Genomic DNA, 13,923 nt, shown 5'->3' with positions numbered 1-13,923 from the left:
GCGCCCCCGAGCAGGCTCATGGCGACGCTGCGCGTCGCGGCTCGCGGGCTCTTGATCCGGTGTCTTCCCTCGTCACTCCGTCGCTCCGCTCCTCCGCTCCTCAGTCCAGACACCGGCGCCCCCGAGCGGGTCCCGACCATCGACGCCCCCGAGCGGGTCCAGGCCACCGGCGCCCTCGCGGTCAGAGGCCGGTGGCGTCCTCTACGACTCTTGCCCAGTGTTCGAGCAGGCCCTGGGCCGTGTCGACGTCGTGGCCCTCGGCCCACAGGTGGGTCACGGCCTCGGCCGGGTCGGGCAGCACCAGTGCCCAGGCCCCGTCGTCGGTGACGACCCGCACCCCGTCGGTGGTGTCGATGCGGTGGTGCTGAGCGGCCTCGATGACCGAGCGCATCACCACCCCCTTGGCGGCCCACGGCGTCGGCACCGTACGGCGCAGCAGCTTGGCCTCCGGGATCCTGGCGTCGATCTGGCTGAGCGACAGGCGGGTCCTGGCGACCAGGCCGAGCAGGCGCAGGAACGCGGCCAGGCCGTCCACGGTGGGCCCGAACTCGGGCACGACGAAGCCGCCCCGCCCGTCCGCCGCGAAGATCATCTCCTGCTTCCGGACGGCTCCGGTGAGCGCGTCGACCGCGGTGGCGGTCCACTCGACCTGCACGCCGTGGAAACGACAGACCTGCTCGGCCACCCGGGTGGTGGTGACCGGCAGCGCCACCCGGCCGGCACACCTCTCGGCGGCCACCAGGTCCAGAACCACCAGCAGGGCGCGCTCCTCGCTGATCAGGTGGCCCAGCTCGTCCACCAGGGCGATCCGCTCCCCCACCGGGTCGAACCGCACCCCGAAGGCCGCCCGGGACGAGCTGACGAGCTCCGACAGCCGCTGCAGGTCGCGGCGGCGCTCGGCGAGGGTCTCGGTGGGCGAGGCCTCGTCCAGCCGGTTGTTGACGGTCAGCACCTCCACCCCGACCCGGCCGAGGAGACTCGGCAGCACCAGGGCGGAGGTGCCGCCCGCACAGTCCACGACGATCTTCATGTCGGCGTCGCGGACCCCCCGCATGTCCACGTGCCGCAGCAGTTCGTGGGTGTAGTCCTCGACCGCCCGGGGCGGGAAGCGCAGCTCGGCGATCTCGCCGGGGAAGGCCCGCCGGAACTCCTGGCGGGCGAAGACCCGGTCGAGCTTGCGCTGGGCCGCCTGCGACAGGTCGGCGCCGTGCTCGTCCATGAAGACGATGTCCACGCTCTGCGGGTCGCCGGGGGTGGTGCGCAGCGCGATGCCGCCGACCGCGTTCTCCCGGGCGGTGTGGAAGCGCGACACCGGCAGCGGGGTGGCCTCCAGGTCCAGCACGTTGATGGCGCTGGCGTTCAGCGCGCTGATCACCGCCCGCTTCAGCGCCCTCGCCGCGCGGGAGGAGTCGCGGGAGGTGACGACGGAGGCGCCCTTGCTGAGCGTGGTGGCGTAGGCGCTGGCCAGCCGTACGCACAGCTCGGGGGTGATCTCGACGTTGACCAGCCCGGAGACCCCGCGCGGGCCGAAGAGGTTGCGCTGGCCGCGCGGCTCCCAGATGACGCTGGTGTTGACCACCGCACCGGCCTCGATGGTCTTGAAGGGGTAGACCTTGACTCCGGAGGAGACGTAGGAGCCGGCCTCGATGATGCACTCGTCGCCGACGACGGCGCCCTCCTCGATCCGGACGCCGGTCATCAGGTCGGTGTTCTTGCCGACGACGCAGCCGCGCATGTGAACGCCGGGCCCGACGTAGACGTTGTCGCAGACCACCGCCCGGTGCAGGAAGGCGCCCTCGCGGACCACCGCGTTGCTGCCCAGCACGGTGTACTCCCGCAGCTCGGCCCCGGCCTCGACCTTGGCGTAGTCGCCGACGAACAGGGGGCCCTTGAGCACGGCGTCGGGGTCCACGGACGCCCCCTCGGCCACCCAGACGCCGGGCGAGACCTCGAAGGCGTCGATGTCGAGCTTGACTCGGCCCGACAGGGCGTCGGCCTGGGCCTTGAGGTAGCTCTCGTGGGTGCCGACGTCCTCCCAGTAGCCGTCGGCGACGTAGCCGTACAGCGGGGCGCCGCGGGCCAGCAGCCGCGGGAAGACGTCCGCCGACCAGTCGACCGGCACGCCGGAGGCGATCTCGTCGAGGATCTCCGGCTCCATCACGTAGACGCCGGTGTTGACGGTGTCGGAGAAGACCTGGCCCCAGGTGGGCTTCTCCAGGAAGCGCTCGACCCGGCCGTGCTCGTCGACGATGACGATGCCGAACTCCAGGGGGTTGGGCACCCGTTTGAGGCCGATGGTGACCATCGCACCGTTCTCGCGGTGGAAGCGCACCATGTCGGTCAGGTCGATGTCGGTGAGGGCGTCGCCGGAGATCACGAGGAACGGCTCGTCGCGGAGCTTGTCGGCGGCGTTCTTGACGCTGCCGGCGGTCCCGAGGGGCATCTCCTCGGTGGCGTAGTGCAGGCTCATGCCGAGCTCGTCGCCGTCGCCGAAGTAGTTGCGCACCAGGACGGCCAGGAACTGCACGGTGACGACGGTCTCGGTGAACCCGTGCCGCCGCAGCAGCCGCAGCACGTGTTCCATGATCGGCCGGTTGATCACAGGGAGCAGGGGCTTGGGCTGGTTGGCGGTCATCGGCCGGAGCCGTGTCCCCTCCCCGCCCGCCATCACGACGGCCTTCACGAATCACCTCTTAAGGCGTTTGGCTCCTTTGACGAGCTGCCGCACCTGTACCCAATACAGCACTCCGGACCACCAGTACAGGCCCGTGCCCCAGATGGCCAGCGACCAGCCGACGATCCGGGCCGGATCGGCGTACCAGGTGTCGTGGTGGGCCAGGAACAGCAGGGGGAAGGCGTAGAGCAGGTTGGCGGTGGCGGCCTTGCCGAGGAAGTGCACCGGCAGCGCCGGGCCGTACCCGAGGCGGCGCAGGATGGGCGGGATGCCCAGCATCATGACGTCGCGCAGCGGGATCGCCAGCGCCAGCCACCAGGGGATGATGCCGCGCATGGCCAGGCCGAGCAGGGTCGCCAGGATGTAGAGGCGGTCGGCCAGCGGGTCCAGCAGGCGGCCGAGCCTGCTGGTCTGGTTCCACGCCCGGGCGATCTTGCCGTCCAGCCAGTCGGAGAAGCCGGCCAGCATCAGCAGTCCGACGGCCCAGCCGTCGGCCTTGGGCCCCAGCACCAGCCACAGAAAGACCGGCACCCCCAGGAGCCTGGCCAGGCTGAGCGCGTTGGGGACCGTCCAGACGCGGTCCTCGGTATCCGATGCTTCCGGATTCACCGGTATGTCTCCCCTCCCGTACTTGATGCCGACCCTACCTGTGCGGGGCATGCGCGAACCGTATCCCCGTTGGGGATACGGTTCGCGGCCTGCCCCCCGGCAGGGGGCGGGTCAGGAGCGGCGCACCGCCGCGCGGGACGACCAGGCCCAGATCAGCACGGCCACGGTCAGGCCGAACAGCGCCAGCCCGCTGGGCACGTGCGTGCCGAGCATCTCCCAGCTGAAGTGCTGGCCCAGGCCGATCAGCAGCAGGGCCAGGCTGGCGAGGACGGGCCAGCCGGCGCCCCGGCCGGGCCGCCAGACCAGCACGGCGGCGACGACCTGCAGCAGCGCGATCAGGTGCACCACCATCCCGGCCATGACGTGCGTCTCGGCCAGTTCCTCCCCGCCGCGTACGGCCTGGCCGGCGAACGAGGCCGCGACGATCAGACCGGCCGCCTGGGCGGTGACCAGGACGCGCAGACCGTACAGCAGGCCGGCGGGGACGGGACGGCCGTCCGCCGTGGCCGGCCGGGCGATGACCTCCTGCATGAGGGATGTCCTTCCTCGGGTGAACGATTCAGGACACATCGTGACGGCGGAGGGGCCGCGGCGTCGTCACCCCCGGGGAGGATGCGCCGCTCCGCCCCTGGGCGGATGCCCGACCGGCCGGAAACCGGCGTCGACCAGCCCCATCCGGTGCGCGACCACCGCGGCCTGGGTGCGGTTGCGCACGCCCAGCTTGTCCATGGCGGTGGAGACGTGGCTCTTCACCGTGGTGACGCCCACGTGCAGCGCGTCGGCGATCTCGGCGTTGGACAGGCCCGTCCCGACCAGCGCCAGCACCTCCAGCTCCCGGTCGGTCAGGCCGGCCGGGACGTGCGCGGCGGCCTGTTCCTCGGCGGCCAGCGCCCGCTCCACGACGCGGCGCAGCACCGAGGGGGCGAGCAGCGGCTCGCCGGTGGCCGCCCGGCGCACCGCGTCGACCATCCGGCCGGGCTCGTCGTCCTTGACCAGGAAGCCGATCGCCCCGGCGCGCAGCGCGGCGTAGACGTTCTCGTCCTCGGCGAACGTGGTGAGGATCACGATCCGGGCCGCGGGCCAGGCCGCGAGGACGCGCCGGGTGGCCTCCAGGCCGTCCATCCGGGGCATGCGCAGGTCCATCAGCGTCACGTCGGGGCGCAGCCCCTCGGCCAGCCGTACGGCCTGCGCGCCGTCCACCGCCTCCCCGCAGACCTCCATGTCACCGGCCGCCTCCAGCAGCATCCGCACGCCGGCGCGCACGAGCGCCTGGTCGTCGGCGACGACCACCCTGATCACGTCGCCTCCTCCGGGACCGCCCTGTCCTCGTGGCACACCCTGTTCGTCCATCCGCTCCGTCCCGTCACGCCGGCCGGGTTCGCGGGGTCGGCGGGGAGCGTCACCGCCAGGCGCCATCCTCCCGCACCGTCGGGGCCGGCGGACATCCGGCCGCCCAGCGCCCTGGCCCGCTCGCGCATCCCCGCGACGCCCTGTCCCGCCCCGGGCAGGTCCTCACGGAGCCCCCGCGTCCCGGTCTCCGGGCTCTCCCGGGCCCGCGGTGCTCCCGGACGCGCGGAGGAGCGCGGGGGCGCGTCGTTGGCCACGTTCACCGCGAGCCCCTCGCCGGTCACGGCGAGCTCGACGGCGACGGCGGTGCCGGGGCCGGCGTGCTTGAGGACGTTGGTCAGCCCTTCCTGGACGATCCGGGCCGCCGAGGCCCGGCTCACCAGGGGCAGCCGCGTCACCTCGGGGTCAAGGCGCAGCTCGGCCCGCAGCCCGGCCGCGTTCATCCGCTCCACGGCCTCGCGCACGACGTCCTCGGGGTCGAGCAGCGGCGGGTGGACGAGGCCGGGGTCGCGCACCACGTTGAGCAGGCCGCGCAGGTCCTCCAGCACCTGGTGGCCGGTGGCGCGGATGTCGGCCAGCGCCTCGGCCACCGGGCCCGTCGGGGCGGCGTACCCGGCGGCTCCGGCCCGCAGCACCATGGCCCCGACGTGATGGGCCACGATGTCGTGGACGTCGCGGGCGATGCGCTCGCGCTCGGCCAGCAGGTCGGCCCGGGCCCGTTCGGCGGTGAGCAGCCTGGCCTCCTCGGCCATCGCCAGCCGCAGCTCGACGGTGGCCCGGCGGATGCCGAGGTAGCGGCCGATGGCGGCCGGCGCGGCCACCATCACCAGCAGCGCGGCCACCCGGGTCGGGGTGACCCGGGACAGCTCGTCGCCCACGATGTTCACCGCCGTGACGACGGAGGCGGTCACGTACGCGACGCCCGTCCACGACCAGGAGGTCCGCATCGCGAACACGCCCAGTGTGACGAGGAACAGGCTCTGGACGGGGCCGACGGCGAAGTCGGCGGCGCGGTCGGCCAGCAGCATCAGCAGCGCCTGCACGGCGAAGGCCGTACCGGGCAGGGTGCGCACCATCCCGGCGGTGAGACCGCAGCAGATGACGAACCAGCCGGCCCCCCACACCGGCAGCGGCCCGTCGTGCCATCTGGTCCAGGTGCCGAGCACCATGAAGGCCACCCCGCCGCCCGCGAGCAGCAGGTCGAGGCCGGGACGGCGCTCCACCCCGGTCATCGGCTCGATGGGGTGACGGAGGTAGCGGCCGATCGCCACGGGGAGGATGCCCGCCACGGCGGGGGCGGACCAGGCGGCGGCGGTGAGAACGACCCCGGGGTCGGCCACGTTGACCGCGGTGGCGACCCCCGTCAGGACCGCGGCGGCCGCGGCGCGGCGCCGGCCGCCGCGGTGGGCGGCCACGCCCGCCGCGACGGTCAGCAGGATCTGCGCGGTGTTGGCGGTGTAGGCGCCGAGCTGGTCGCACACGACGAGGAAGACCGCCAGGAAGGCGCAGACCGTCAGGGGGAACCGCCGGACGAACCCCATGGGCGCCCCGGCCAGTAGGGCGAACCCCCAGGTGATCAGTGCCGGGACGGTGCCGCCGAGGTAGGCGCCGCCGGAGACGAACCGGTCCAGGGCGACCGCGGCGACGGCCAGGCAGACGTCCACGGCCCAGCCGCGCCGTCCCGTGCCGGTCACCGGGCCGCCGGGCTTCGGGGCCGCAGACGGGTCACGGGATCTCATACGGCATGTCACGGAGTCGCATACATGCACGGTATAGGCTTTGACGAGGGAGAAGCCCTCCTCCGGAAGGGCGGTCGCCTCCTCCAAGTGGCCGCGGGATCCGGCCAGCCGTTGGGGTGGTTTCGGACCTCACACCGCCTATGGTGCACAGCATGAGCAGTGACGCCGCACTCTTTCTCAGGCAGTGGATGCGCTCCCCGGCGACCGTCGGGGCGGTGGCCCCCAGCTCCCGCCGGCTCGCCGAGGCGGTGACCGCGCCGATCCCCCGCCGGGGCGACCCGGTGGTGGTGGAGCTCGGTGCGGGCACGGGCGTGTTCACCGCGGAGATCCAGCGGCGGCTGGGCGGCCGGGGGCACCACCTGGCCGTGGAGATCAACCCCCGGATGGCCGGGCTCCTCGCCGACCGGCACCCCGAGGTGGACGTCGTCGCCGCCGACGCGGCGCGGCTGCCCTGCCTGCTGCGGGAGCGCGGGCTGGCCGGCGCCGACGTGGTGGTGAGCGGCCTGCCGTGGGCGGCGTTCCCCGACGGAGTCCAGGTGCGGCTGCTGGAGGCGGTCCGCTCGGCCGCGGGGCCCGACGCGGCCTTCACCACCTTCGCCTACGGCTTCGTCCGTCACCTGCCGCCCGCCCGGCGCTTCCGGCGGCTCCTGGCGGCCTCCTTCGAGGAGCTCGTGGCGGGCCGTACCGTGTGGGGCAACCTGCCGCCGGCCTTCGTCTACCACGCGCGCCGGCCGCGCCCCGCCGACGGGGCGGGCCGTCCCGGCTGAGCCCGTACGGCGGCGCGGAGGCTCCGGAAAGGGGCGGAGACTCCGGAAAGGGGCGGAGCGGCACGCCGGAGACGGACCCGGAGCCGGGGAGGCCCGGACGGGGACGGACGGCGGGCGCGGGCTCCGGGGAGACGGGCGGGCGCGGACGTCGGGCGCGGGGCACTGGATCGGGAACAGAACCTCGTTCTAAGATCGCGCGACCGGAATGGAGTTGATCGCCCGTGGACTTCACCCTTCCCGAGAGCGCACTCGCCGTCCGGCGCGGCGTCTCCGATGTCTGCGCCCGCTACGACCTCGATTACTGGCAGCGCTGCGAGGCCGAGAAACGCTGGCCGCAGGAGGTCTGGGACGACCTGGCCCGGGGCGGCTGGCTCGGCCTGGCCGTACCGGAGGAGTACGGCGGGGGCGGCCAGGGCCTGCTGGAGCTGGCCGTGGCCACCGAGGCCCTGTCGGCGTCCGGCGCGGCCGGCGGCTCGGCGTTCACCTACGTCCTCACCCCCGGGTTCGGCGCCCTCACCCTGGCCCGGCACGGCAGCCCCCGGCAGCGCGAGGAGCTGCTGCCGAAACTGGCCACCGGCGAGGTGGAGACCTGCTTCGCCCTCACCGAGCCCGACGCCGGATCCGACTCCCTGGGCATCTCCACCTCCGCCCGGCGCGACGGCGACGGGTTCGTGGTCGACGGCCGGAAGATCTGGATCACCGGCGTGCAGCGCGCGACCTGGATGCTGCTGGTCACCCGGACCGTCCCGGCCGCCGAGGCGGAGCCGCGCAGCCACGGCCTGACGGTCCTGCTGGTGAACGTGCCCGAGGCGGTCGCCGCCGGATCGCTGTCCTACCGGCCGATCCCGAAGATGGGCGCCAACACCACCCCCTCCAACACGGTCTTCCTCGACGGCCTGCGGGTGCCGGCGGAGAACGTGGTGGGCGAGGTGGACCAGGGGTCGCGGGTGCTGTGGGACGTCCTCAACCCCGAGCGGATCCTGCTCGCCGCCGGCGGGCTGGGCGCCGCCGAGGTCGCCCTGTCGGTGGCCGTGCGCTACGCCGGGGAGCGGGAGGTCTTCGGCCGGCCGATCGGCGCCAACCAGGCCGTCGCCTTCCCCCTGGCCGAGGTCAGGGCGGAGATCGAGCTGGCCAGGCTGATGGTCCACAAGGCCGCGTGGCTGTTCGACGCCGGGCTGCCGTGCGGGACCGAGGCCGGCATCGCCAAGCTGGCCGCCTCGCGGGCCGCGTGGAATGCCGCCGACCGGGCGTTCCAGACGCTGGGCGGCATGGCCTACTCGCTGGAGTACCCGGTGGCGCGGCTGCTGGCCGACGCCCGCGTCGGCAAGGTCGCCCCGGTCGCCGAGGAGATGCTGCTCAACCATCTGGCCACGCGGGTGCTGGGGCTGCCCAGGAGCTTCTGACCCGGTTGCGGGGCCGCCGCCGGGGGCAGACTCCCCTCGGACCCGGCGGCCGGCGCCGGGCCCCGACGACGGCGGAGAGCGCCGGACCGGACGACGAGGGGAAGCAGCCGATGCCCGCCTACGCCAGCACCGTGATCGACGCCTCCGCGGACGAGGTGTGGAGCTACCTGAGGGACTTCGGGAACCTCGCCGAGTGGCTGCCCGGGATCTCCTCCTGCGTGTTCGAGGAGGGCGAGGGCGGTCCGGGCACGGTGCGCCGGATCGAGGGTGCGGGCGGGCTCTTCCGGGAGCGGCTGCTCACCCTCGACGACGACTCCCGCTCGGCGGCCTACGAGATCCTGGAGAGCCCGCTGCCGGTCCGGGAGTACCGGGCGGTCTACCGGGTCAGCCCCGTCACCGACACCGGCCGGGCGTTCGTGGAGTGGTCGGCGGTCTTCGAGACGGACGCCGGGGCGGACGAGGCCAAGGTGACCCGGACCGTGGCCCGGTACATCTTCGCGCCCGGTCTGGCGGCCCTGGGCGAGCGGCACGCCGGGAGTCTTCCCTCGGCGGACGCCGAACCTGTCGGCTGACCCCGGCGGGGCGGCCCTCGGCGGCCCGCGGGACGGCTCTCCGGGCCCGCCGGGCTCTCCTTTGAGGGATCTCTTCCCGGGGTGCCCGTGCGGGCCCTCAGGTGAACCTCGGCGGGCGACGCTCCCGTACGGCCCGCACCCCCTCGGCCACGTCCGGACCGGTGAAGCCGAGGAACTCCATGGCCAGGGAGGCGTCGAAGGAGGGACCGGCCAGGCGCAGCCAGTTGTTGAGCGCGTACTTGGTCAGCCGGATCGCCTCGGCCGAGCCCGCGGCCAGCCGTACGGCGACCTCCAGTGCCCGCTCGTGCACCTGGTCGTCGTCCACGCACAGGCTGACCAGGCCCATCGCCTCGGCCTGCTCCCCGGTGACCGGCTCGCACAGCAGCAGGTGGTACTTGGCCTTGGCCAGCCCGCACAGCAGCGGCCAGACGATGGCGGCGTGGTCGCCGGCGGCCACGCCGAGGCGGGTGTGGCCGTCGATGACGCGCGCCGTACGGCCCGCCACGGAGACGTCGGCCAGCAGCGCGACCGCCAGGCCCGCGCCCACGGCCGGGCCCTGGACGGCCGAGACGACCGGCTTGGAACAGTTGATCACGTTGTAGACGATGTCGCGGGCCTCGGTGAAGACCCGCATGCGCGTGGCGTGGTCGCGGGTCATCTCCTCGATCATCGCCAGGTCGCCGCCGGCCGAGAACGCCTCGCCCTCGCCCCGGACGAGCACCGCGCGCACGGCGTCGTCGCGGTCGGCGTCGAGCCAGACGCCGGCCAGCTCGCGGTGGCCGGCGGTGTCCACGGCGTTGAGCCTGCGCGGCTCGCTGATCGTCACCCGGAGCACCCCGTCGGCGGCCCAGTCGATCCTCAGCTTCTCGTAGCCCTCGTACCCCTTCATCGCCGGGCCTCCTCGGGCCGCGTGGCGGCGGCGTCCGGCAGGTCCCTCGCCCCGGGACGGGCTCGGGTTCCGGTCTCGGCCCCGCCTCCGGTTCCGGGCCGGGTTCCGGTCCCGAACCGCGCGGCGGCCTCGACCAGCGCCGCGACGAGCCGGTCGCCGTCGTCGCGCTCGGGGTGCCACTGGACCCCGACGCCGAAGGGGTGGTCCCGCAGCTCGACACCCTCGACGATCTGGTCGTCGGCCCAGGCCACGGGGGTCAGGCCGGCGCCGATCCGCCGGATCGCCTGCCGGTGCGGCGCGGTCGTCTCGACGCGGTCTCCCACCGCCTCGCCCAGCCTGCTCGACGCGCTGACCTGGACGACGTGCCCGCCCCCTGTGTGGAGCTCGTGGCTGTCGACCGCGTCGGGGAGCCACGGGATCAGACTGCCGCCCTGGGCGACGTTCAGCACGTGCATGCCCCGGGCGACGCCCAGCAGCGGCAGGCCGGCCTGGACGGCGGCGCGGGCCAGGGCCAGCTCGAAGCGGTCGCGGTGGTGCTGGGGCTCGCCGAGCCGCTTGTCGCGGGCCGCGCCGTACAGGGTGGGGTCGATCTCGCCGCCGCCGGTGAGGAGCACCCCGGAGAGGTGGCGCGCGTGCTCGGCGGCCACGGCCGGGGCGAGCGGCGGGAGCAGCACCGGGACGCCGCCCGCCCGCTCCACAGCCCGGGTGTAGGCGGCCGGGGACAGGACGGCCTCGCGGACCCAGTCGCCCCAGCGGGCGGCCTCGAGGTAGGAGGTGATGCCGATCAGAGGTCGGGGCATGGGCTCTCCAGTGGCCGTGCGGGAGGCGGCGCCCTGTTCCCGGACGGCGCCTGTCCCGTCTTTCGGCAACATCCCTATCATGCTGCGCGCCATTTCGGTTATGTCACACATATCAGATCTCAACGGGGCCGCACGGGAAACCCCGCCCCCGGCGGAGCGCTCCCCGGGGGAATGGAGCGCTCCACCCGCCGGCCGCGTCCGGGGACGATGGAACGATCCATCTTCTGGAGATTCCCCGAAACCGGCTCACGAACCGGCCGGGCGAGCGGACGCACTATCAAATACGAAATATCACGAATATCCCTCATTTTAAGTGCGTCCGATTGCAGAGAGGTTGTGACCCGAGACGACCTCTCAATTACGGAAGACCAGATTTCACACCATATTCCGGAGAAACGGTTGTGACGCCTATCGGAAACTGCAAGACTTCAATTTGAGCGAGCCGGCGGGCCGGGGCCACCGGGCGCTCGTCACCCGGAGCCGTCATGGAGGTGGTCTGCGTGATCGGACTTTGATCCGGTCGGTGGGGTGAGGGTCGATCACATGTCGTTGAATCCGCGTCTCGTCAAGGAAAGCTTCGCCGTCATCGAGCCCGTCGCGGACCGGGCGGCGGCATACTTCTACGGGCGGCTGTTCGCCGCCAATCCGCATCTGCGGGGAATGTTCCCCCCGGCGATGGACGTCCAGCGCGACCGCCTGTTCGGCGCGCTGACCCGCATCGCCTGGAGCGTCGACAGCCCCGACGGCATGGCGCCGTTCCTCGCCCGCCTGGGCCGCGACCACCGCAAGTACGGCGTGCTCACCGAGCACTACGCCGCGGTCCGCGACGCGCTGCTGGCCACCGTGCGGCACTTCGCCGCCGAGGTCTGGACCCCCGAGGTCGGGCGGGCGTGGGAGGCCGCGTACGACCTCGCCGCGAGCGTCATGACCGGGGCCGCCGAGGCCGACGCGGGCGTCTCCCCCGCCTGGTGGCCGGCCGAGGTCACCGGCCACGAACTGCGCACCCCGGACATCGCCGTCCTCACCCTGAGGCCCGCCCAGCCCCTGCCGTACCTGCCGGGGCAGCACGTCAGCGTGCAGACCCCCCGCTGGCCGCGCGTGTGGCGGCCGTTCTCCATCGCCAACGCCCCGCGGCCGGACGGCGCCATCCGGCTGCACGTCCGCGCGGTGCGGGGCGGCTGGGTCTCCGGCGCGCTGGTCCGGCACACCCGTGTCGGCGACACCCTCATGCTCGGCCCCGCGTCCGGTTCGATGGCCCCGCCGGACTCCGGCCGCGACATCCTGTGCGTCGCGGGAGGCACCGGGCTCGCCCCGCTGAAGGCGATCGCCGAGCACGTCATCGCCTCCGGGCGGCGGCCCGGCATCCATCTCCTGTACGGCGCGCGCCACTCGGCGGAGCTGTACGACCTGCCCGACCTGGTGCGGATGGAGTCGGAGTTCCCATGGCTGCGGGTGCTGCCGGTCGTCTCCGACGAGCCGGGCTACGACGGGGTCCGGGGCACCGTGACCGAGGTGCTGGACCGCTTCCCCTCCTGGGCCGGCCACGAGGTCTACGTCTGCGGCCCGCCCGCCATGGTCGGCGACGCGGTCCGCAGGCTGCGACGCGGGGGTGTCCCCCTGACCGACATCCGTTGGGACGTCGTCCGGTCCGAAGCCGTCTCCTCCGCCCAGGCCGTCTCCCCCGTTCAGGCCGTCTCCCCCGCCTGAGCCGTCTCCGCCGGCCGGGCCGTCCCTCCCGTCCGGGCGTGATCCCCCGCGAGGACTTCGTCCGCCCCGATCCCATCCGTCCGGGCCTCCTCCTCCGTACGCGCCTCCTCCTCCGTACGCGCCTCCTCCTCCGTACGCGCCTCCTCCTCCGTACGGGCGGCCGCCTCGGCCGCGGCGACCGAGGCGGTCGTGACGGAGCGGGAGACCGCGGCGACGGAGACGACGCACAGCGCCGCCGCGGCGCAGAACACCGCGGGCAGTCCCGCCCGGTCGGCGAGGAACCCGCCCGCCGCGGCGCCCAGCGGCGTGGCCCCCATTCCGATCAGGCGGGCGGTGGCGTTGACCCGGCCGAGCATCGCCTCGGGGACGATCCGCTGCCGCAGTGAGACGATGACGACGTTGACGACGGCGCTCGTCACGCCGAGCAGCACCGCGGTGACGGCTATACCGGGCACGGTGGGCACCAGGACCGGCATGAACAGCAGGATCCCGCCGACCAGGTCGGCGGCCAGCAGGGTCCTGACCTGACCGGCCCGGCGCGTCAGCCGGTCGGCCAGCAGGGAGCCCGCCACCGCGCCCGCCGCCAGCGCCGCGGTGAGCACGCCGTACCCGGCGGAGGTCAGCCCCACCCGGGACTCCTCTCCGACCACCCACAGCACGAACACCGCGAAGTAGGCGGTGTTGGCGAAGTTGAGCACACCCGAGAAAAGAGCCAGGCTCCGCAGCACCCGGTGGCCCCACAGGTAGCGGAGGCCCTCGGCGATGTCGGCGCGCAGCGGCCGGGTGGAGGGGGTCTCGACGCGGAACCGCCCGCGCATGCCGAGCAGTGTCAGGGCCGCCGCCGCGTACAGCAGCGCGGGCGTCCCGAGCGTGACCGCCGCACCGATCCCGGCCAGGATCCCGGCGACCGGGGCGCCGAGGAAGTTGTTGCCGACGGTCTGCACGGCGATGAGCCGGCCGTTGGCCTCGCCCAGCCGTTCGCGCGGCACGGCCATCGGCAGCACCGACTGCGCGGAGGTGTCGGCGAGGACCTCCGCGACGCCGGCCAGCAGCGCCCCGGCCAGCAGCACCGGCAGGCTCAGCAGTTCCAGCCAGGCGGCCAGCGCCGCCCCGGCCAGCGCGGCGGCCCGCAGCGCGTTGGCGGCGACCATGATCCGGCGGCGGTCGTGCCGGTCGGCCAGGGCGCCCGCGTGCAGCGCGAGCAGCAGCCACGGCAGTGTGGCCGCCGCGCTGACCAGGGAGACGAGGACCGGCGAGCGGGTCAGGGTCACCGCGATCAGCGAGACGCCGACGACGGTGATCCCGTCGGCGACGTTCGACAGGCCGGAGGCGGTCATCAGCCAGTGGAAGGGTCGTCCGGCCATGCGCGCTCCCGGTATCGTGGAAAGAGAAGTTTGCAAACGATTCTTTGCAAAG

General features: G+C 73.8%; 12 protein-coding genes. 4 read left to right on the top strand and 8 right to left on the bottom strand.

Going from position 1 to position 13,923, the window contains the following annotated elements; genetic code table 11:
* Positions 1-181: 181 nt before the first annotated feature.
* The 5 genes from ACFYSC_RS28010 to ACFYSC_RS27990 form a co-directional block, all read right to left on the bottom strand.
* Positions 182-2,683, bottom strand: coding sequence for a mannose-1-phosphate guanyltransferase (locus ACFYSC_RS28010; protein ID WP_362946391.1), 2,502 nt, complete (start codon positions 2,681-2,683; stop codon positions 182-184).
* 3 nt (positions 2,684-2,686) lie between these two features.
* Positions 2,687-3,283: a CDP-alcohol phosphatidyltransferase family protein gene (locus tag ACFYSC_RS28005; RefSeq protein ID WP_362946388.1), complete on the bottom strand. Its 597-nt coding sequence runs from the start codon at positions 3,281-3,283 to the stop codon at positions 2,687-2,689.
* A 111-nt stretch (positions 3,284-3,394) separates the two neighbouring features.
* A complete protein-coding gene (locus ACFYSC_RS28000) occupies positions 3,395-3,814 on the bottom strand; it encodes a hypothetical protein (protein WP_389967660.1) in 420 nt (139 codons plus the stop codon).
* A gap of 66 nt (positions 3,815-3,880) precedes the next feature.
* Positions 3,881-4,582: a response regulator transcription factor gene (locus ACFYSC_RS27995; RefSeq protein ID WP_362946383.1), complete on the bottom strand. Its 702-nt coding sequence runs from the start codon at positions 4,580-4,582 to the stop codon at positions 3,881-3,883.
* The gene (locus ACFYSC_RS27990; RefSeq protein WP_389967658.1) at positions 4,579-6,324 is read right to left on the bottom strand and encodes a sensor histidine kinase; all 1,746 of its coding nucleotides are present in this window, start codon (positions 6,322-6,324) and stop codon (positions 4,579-4,581) included. The genes ACFYSC_RS27995 and ACFYSC_RS27990 overlap by 4 nt, the downstream gene beginning before the upstream one ends.
* Positions 6,325-6,521: 197 nt before the next feature.
* Here ACFYSC_RS27990 and ACFYSC_RS27985 point away from each other — a divergent pair, with 197 nt between their 5' ends.
* From ACFYSC_RS27985 to ACFYSC_RS27975, 3 genes are all read left to right on the top strand, one after another.
* Positions 6,522-7,136 (top strand): class I SAM-dependent methyltransferase, encoded by a 615-nt coding sequence (locus ACFYSC_RS27985; RefSeq protein ID WP_389967656.1) that lies wholly within the window; start codon positions 6,522-6,524, stop codon positions 7,134-7,136.
* A gap of 221 nt (positions 7,137-7,357) precedes the next feature.
* Positions 7,358-8,539: an acyl-CoA dehydrogenase family protein gene (locus ACFYSC_RS27980; protein WP_389967654.1), complete on the top strand. Its 1,182-nt coding sequence runs from the start codon at positions 7,358-7,360 to the stop codon at positions 8,537-8,539.
* A gap of 110 nt (positions 8,540-8,649) precedes the next feature.
* Positions 8,650-9,111, top strand: a complete 462-nt coding sequence (locus ACFYSC_RS27975; RefSeq protein WP_389967652.1) for an SRPBCC family protein — start codon at positions 8,650-8,652, stop codon at positions 9,109-9,111.
* A gap of 97 nt (positions 9,112-9,208) precedes the next feature.
* Here the strand turns inward: ACFYSC_RS27975 and ACFYSC_RS27970 are convergent, their stop codons facing one another.
* Entirely contained in the window at positions 9,209-10,000 is a 792-nt protein-coding gene (locus ACFYSC_RS27970) for an enoyl-CoA hydratase/isomerase family protein (RefSeq protein ID WP_389967650.1), read from the bottom strand.
* On the bottom strand, positions 9,997-10,800 hold the full coding sequence (locus tag ACFYSC_RS27965; RefSeq protein ID WP_389967648.1) for a gamma-glutamyl-gamma-aminobutyrate hydrolase family protein: 804 nt from the start codon (positions 10,798-10,800) through the stop codon (positions 9,997-9,999). Before ACFYSC_RS27965 ends, ACFYSC_RS27970 begins: the two co-directional genes overlap by 4 nt.
* A gap of 528 nt (positions 10,801-11,328) precedes the next feature.
* Between ACFYSC_RS27965 and ACFYSC_RS27960 the strand changes: the two genes are divergently transcribed.
* A complete protein-coding gene (locus ACFYSC_RS27960; protein ID WP_389967646.1) occupies positions 11,329-12,507 on the top strand; it encodes a globin domain-containing protein in 1,179 nt (392 codons plus the stop codon).
* On the opposite strand, the gene ACFYSC_RS27955 is transcribed toward ACFYSC_RS27960, so the two are convergent.
* The gene (locus ACFYSC_RS27955; RefSeq protein WP_389967644.1) at positions 12,486-13,871 is read right to left on the bottom strand and encodes an MFS transporter; all 1,386 of its coding nucleotides are present in this window, start codon (positions 13,869-13,871) and stop codon (positions 12,486-12,488) included. The genes ACFYSC_RS27960 and ACFYSC_RS27955 overlap by 22 nt on opposite strands.
* Positions 13,872-13,923: the final 52 nt, after the last annotated feature.

It is taken from the genome of Streptosporangium sp. NPDC004379 (genome assembly GCF_042873875.1).
Lineage (GTDB): Bacteria > Actinomycetota > Actinomycetes > Streptosporangiales > Streptosporangiaceae > Streptosporangium.
The sequence above is the reverse complement of the archived record's forward strand: the minus strand, read 5'-3'. Positions and strand labels throughout refer to the sequence as shown.

Bases quoted from the DNA above. Each gene is read 5' to 3' on its own strand.
- ACFYSC_RS27955 (WP_389967644.1), bottom strand. From the start codon at position 13,871: ATGGCCGGACGACCCTTCCACTGGCTGATGACCGCCTCCGGCCTGTCG.
- ACFYSC_RS27975 (WP_389967652.1), top strand. From the start codon at position 8,650: ATGCCCGCCTACGCCAGCACCGTGATCGACGCCTCCGCGGACGAGGTG.
- ACFYSC_RS27965 (WP_389967648.1), bottom strand. From the start codon at position 10,800: ATGCCCCGACCTCTGATCGGCATCACCTCCTACCTCGAGGCCGCCCGC.
- ACFYSC_RS27985 (WP_389967656.1), top strand. From the start codon at position 6,522: ATGAGCAGTGACGCCGCACTCTTTCTCAGGCAGTGGATGCGCTCCCCG.
- ACFYSC_RS27970 (WP_389967650.1), bottom strand. From the start codon at position 10,000: ATGAAGGGGTACGAGGGCTACGAGAAGCTGAGGATCGACTGGGCCGCC.
- ACFYSC_RS28000 (WP_389967660.1), bottom strand. From the start codon at position 3,814: ATGCAGGAGGTCATCGCCCGGCCGGCCACGGCGGACGGCCGTCCCGTC.